Source organism: Streptomyces prasinopilosus (assembly GCF_001419695.1).
Taxonomy (GTDB): Bacteria; Actinomycetota; Actinomycetes; order Streptomycetales; family Streptomycetaceae; genus Streptomyces; species Streptomyces prasinopilosus.
The window spans coordinates 1-4,307 of record NZ_LIRG01000837.1 but is presented as its reverse complement, the minus strand read 5'-3'; the positions used below and the strand labels follow the sequence as shown (position 1 = coordinate 4,307).

4 protein-coding genes are annotated in these 4,307 nt (G+C 72.6%); 2 read left to right on the top strand and 2 right to left on the bottom strand.

Features of this window, described 5'->3' with window-relative positions; genetic code table 11:
* A partial coding sequence (locus AOK18_RS27290) for a sigma factor (RefSeq protein WP_055696061.1) occupies nt 1-355 on the bottom strand: 355 nt, incomplete at its 3' end.
* Nucleotides 356-847: 492 nt separating this feature from the next.
* A complete protein-coding gene (locus AOK18_RS27285; protein ID WP_055696060.1) occupies nt 848-1,654 on the bottom strand; it encodes an SGNH/GDSL hydrolase family protein in 807 nt (268 codons plus the stop codon).
* 913 nt (nt 1,655-2,567) lie between these two features.
* Here AOK18_RS27285 and AOK18_RS27280 point away from each other — a divergent pair.
* Complete coding sequence (locus AOK18_RS27280) at nt 2,568-3,389, top strand: glycosyltransferase family 2 protein (RefSeq protein WP_055572759.1); 822 nt, start codon at nt 2,568-2,570, stop codon at nt 3,387-3,389.
* Nucleotides 3,390-3,454: 65 nt separating this feature from the next.
* Nucleotides 3,455-4,307, top strand: an 853-nt coding sequence (locus AOK18_RS27275; RefSeq protein ID WP_055696062.1) for a glycosyltransferase family 2 protein, incomplete at its 3' end; no start/stop codon positions are given.

The window sequence follows — 4,307 nt, the reverse complement described above, 5'->3', positions numbered from 1 at the left end:
CGAGGCCGGCCTCGACCTCCTCGGCGACCTGGTCGAACGCGGGCTCGCCGCCGCGCCGGGCGGCTTCGCGCCGCTCGCGCTCCTCCGCCGCGCGGGCGCTGCGCACCCGGTCGACGGCCCGCCGGTGGGCGAGGGTGAGCACCCAGGCCAGCGCGCTGCCCCGGCCGGGGTCGAACCGGGCGGCGGAGCGCCAGAGTTCGAGCAGCACCTCCTGGACGACCTCCTCCGACTGGGCGGGGTCGCGCACCACTCTGCGCACCAGCCCGTACACCGGCCCGGACACCAGGCCGTACAGCGTGTCGAACGCCTTCTGGTCGCCCCCCGCCACCCGCACCAGAAGCTCGTCCGCCTCCAACGCGCACCCCCCTCTCCCGGCCCTTGCGGGCCACCCGGCCTCCCGGAGCGTCCGCGGCGAGCGCGCCTCCGGAAGGGAAGTACGGATCAGCGGACCGGAAACGCGGGTCGAACAGCGGGAAACACCACGGGCTTTCCGGCGCGGCGGGCCCGTCGGGACGGTCACGGCCGGTTCGGCGGCCGCGCGGCCCGGCGCCGCGAGCGGCGCCCTCGACGTTCCGGCGGGCGCGGGCCTCCTCCCACCGGGACCAGCGCCACCGGAGCGCACGCCCGGCGGGAGAACGGCGTCGGAGGGGGGAGGCGCGGGAGCCCGTGCGCGCCGCGTCGGGCCCGGCGCCGTTCCCGGGGACGCGCGCGGAGGAGACCCCGGCGGGCGGGGTCTCCTCCTCTCCTTCCGGTGCGGCGGCCGCTCCCCGGGCGGTGAGGGCTTCGGCGGTGGGGGTGACGTGGCGTCGGGGGAGCCGCCCGTGAGGAGGGCGGCTCCCCGGGCGGGTCAGACCGCGTTGTCGAACGCCGGGAGGTAGCCGCCGGACTGGCCGGCCGCCTTCGGGTGGTAGGACTCGCCGATGTTGGTCCAGTTCACGCTGTGCAGCCAGGAGCTGCCGGAGCAGATCTCGTGGCCGGTGAACGGGGAGCGCACGTCGGCGAAGGTGAAGCCGTGGGCGTTGACGCGCTGGGCGGTGGTGCTGTTGAGGAGGTCGGACGCGTTGTTGATCGCCGTCCGCTTGGCTTCGGAGAGGCCGACGCAGGTGGCGCCGAGCTTGTAGAAGCGGGGGTAGCCGAGGACGACGACCTTCGCGTTCGGGGCCCGGTCGCGGATGGCCGAGTAGACGTTGTCGAGCTTGCCGGGCAGCGTCGAGGTGACGTAGGACCGCGCGGTGTTGATCCGGGAGATGCAGGTGCTCTCGGACTGGAGCACACAGGTCGTCATGACGTCGGCGAAGCCCGCGTCGTTGCCGCCGACGCTGATCGAGACGAGACCGGTGGCCGTGCTGAGCGGGCCGAGCTGCGACGCCAGAACTTCATCCGTTCGGGCGCCCGAGCAGGCAGTGAAGTGGAAGGACGAGGGGGAGTTGCCGGCCGCCCAGAGGGCGGGGTAGGACTTCGTGCTCTGTTTGCAGGCGCCGCTGGAGCTGGTGTAGCTGCCCGCTCCGACGCCGGAGGAGTAGGAGTCGCCGAGCGCGACGTAGCCGCCGGCGGCGGCCTGTGGGGACGCGTGCGCCGCGGTCGCCCCGGTGAGGGCGGTGGTCACGGCGAGGAGGATGGAACCGAGAAGGACGGAAAGCCGGGAACGTCTCATGGAACCTCCCTTTAGCAGGATCTCTGCCACAACCTTCATAGCGACTACGCGCGTTGACTGGAAGTGTCCATGCCAAAAACATTGACCACTCCTCACGTCCTCCGCACCTCGTTCACCACGCAACCACCGAGCAACCGCCCGGCGTCCACCGCCGGATCACCACGGGCCGTCAGGAGGCGCTCCCCGGGCCGTAGCCGACTTCCCGTCAGAGTGCCACGGGGCCGCCGCCGGACCGCCACCCTCGACCACCGGAACATCTGTTCAATCCCGGACCAATTCAGGCCCAAGGGCCGTTCCGCCCTTGACGCCCACAACGGGCTGCGTCAGATTGAAGCCCGGCATCCGGCACTTCGGGGGGAAAAGTCGGCCCTGCGGACCGTCCTCGCCCGCACGCCTCCTCGCACAAGCCACCACCGCGCGGCCGGAGCCGCACGGCCGGGGACCCCCGGCCGGAACCGACCGACCGTCCCCGAGGCGCGGTTGCATCCGTACCCCGCGTCGGCATGCTGGTGTCCGGGAGGGCGGACGGAGAGGCGCGTAACAGTCAAACCGTCAAGAACGTGAGTCCTGCTTTCAGGTCTTGCCATACGGGTTCAACCGTCAATACCGTCATACATTGCAGTACATCTCACCCGCATCGGTCCGTCGGCAAGCGGCTCCAGGGGAGGGCTCGGGACCGCGGCGTACCGGCGCGGGGCGCGGTAGGGGGGTGCCGCGCCCGGTGGCCGCAAGGAGCACCGGGCCGGGCCGCGCGGTCGGCCGGTGTGTGCTGCGGCCGGCCAGTTTTGCCAGCTCACCCGGCGTGCACGGGGCTTCTTCGCGCCGTGCGCGGGTGAGAACCCCCCTTTCGAACCGGACGAACAGCCGGGCCGCCCGGGGGCGGGCGGCCCGCCGGACGAGAGGGACCAGACTCATGAGTTCCGTTCTGCAGCCGGCGACCGCGGACCAGGATCCGCCGGCCACCGGCACGTACCGGCCCGTCTCCTCGCACCTGGCCATCGCGCCACCGGTGAGCGTGGTGATACCGGCCATGAACGAGGCGGAGAACCTGCCGTACGTCTTCAAGACGCTTCCCGACTGGATCCACGAAGTGGTCCTGGTCGACGGCAACTCCACCGACGGCACCGTCGAAGTGGCCCGCGAGCTGTGGCCGGACGTCAAGGTCGTCGAACAGCGCGGCAAGGGCAAGGGGGACGCCCTGAACACCGGGTTCCAGGCCTGCACCGGCGACATCATCGTGATGGTCGACGCGGACGGCTCGGCGGACGGCAACGAGATCGTGTCGTACGTCTCCGCCCTCGTCTCGGGCGCGGACTTCGCCAAGGGGTCCCGCTTCGCCAACGGCGGCGGCACCGACGACATGACCTTCGTCCGCAGACTCGGCAACCGGATCCTGTGCGGTGCCGTCAACCGCAAGTTCGGTGCCCGCTACACCGATCTCTGCTACGGCTACAACGCGTTCTGGCGGCACTGCCTGGACAAGATCGACCTCGACTGCACCGGTTTCGAGGTCGAGACCCTGATGAACATCCGGGTCGTCAAGGCCGGGCTGAGAGTGCAGGAGATACCGAGCCACGAGTACCTGCGCATCCACGGCACGAGCAACCTGCGGGCCGTGCGGGACGGGTTCCGCGTCCTCGGCGTGATCCTCGGGGAGCGTTCCAACCGGCGTGCGCTGCGCCGCCGCCCGCACCGCTCCCCGCTGCTCGGCACGGTCCGGGGGAAGGCGTCTTGAACGAGCCCGGCACCACGGGGGCTCCGGGTGCGCCGGGCGTCTTCGACGCGCCCGGCGCACCCGGGATCTCGGTCGTGATCTGCGCCTACACCGAGGACCGCTGGGAGGACGTCCTCGCGGCGGTCGCCTCGGTGCGGGCGCAGTCCCGGCCGGCCCTGGAGATCCTCCTGGTCGTGGACCACAACGAGGTCCTACTGGACCGGCTGGCCGAGGAGTACCGGGACACCGACGACGTACGGGTGCTCGCCAACGCGGGCCCCCGCGGCCTGTCCGCGGGACGCAACACCGGCATCGCCGCCTCCCGCGGCGGGATCGTCGCGTTCCTCGACGACGACGCCGTGGCCGAACGCGACTGGCTCGGGCACTTCGCCGCGGCGTACGCCGATCCGCGCGTGCTGGCGGTCGGCGGCCGCACCGAACCCCTCTGGGCGTCGGGGCGGCGCCCCCGCTGGTTCCCCGAGGAGTTCGACTGGGTCGTGGGCTGCACCTACCGGGGGCTGCCCCCCGGACGCGTACGGGTGCGCAACGTCCTCGGCGGCAACGCCTCCTTCCGGCGCACCGCCTTCGACGCGGCGGGCGGTTTCGCCACCGGGATCGGACGGGACGGGAACGAGCGCCCGCTGGGCGGGGAGGAGACGGAGCTGTGCATCCGCCTCGGCCGCGCCCGGCCCGACGCGGTCCTGCTGATCGACGACCGCGCGGTGATCCACCACCGGGTGCCCGAGGCACGGGAGCGGTTCCGCTACTTCCGCGCCCGCACCTACGCCGAGGGGCTGTCCAAGGCGCTGGTGGCGCGCAGCGTCGGCGCCGGTAAGGGACTGGAGTCGGAACGCCGGTACACCGCGCGGGTGCTGCCGGCCGGAGTGGCGCGGGGACTGCGGGACGCCCTGCTGGCCCGGCCGGGCGGCGCGGGCCGCG

Excerpts from the sequence above, each read along its gene's own strand:
- AOK18_RS27285 (WP_055696060.1), bottom strand. The coding sequence starts at position 1,654 with ATGAGACGTTCCCGGCTTTCCGTCCTTCTCGGTTCCATCCTCCTCGCC.
- AOK18_RS27280 (WP_055572759.1), top strand. The coding sequence starts at position 2,568 with ATGAGTTCCGTTCTGCAGCCGGCGACCGCGGACCAGGATCCGCCGGCC.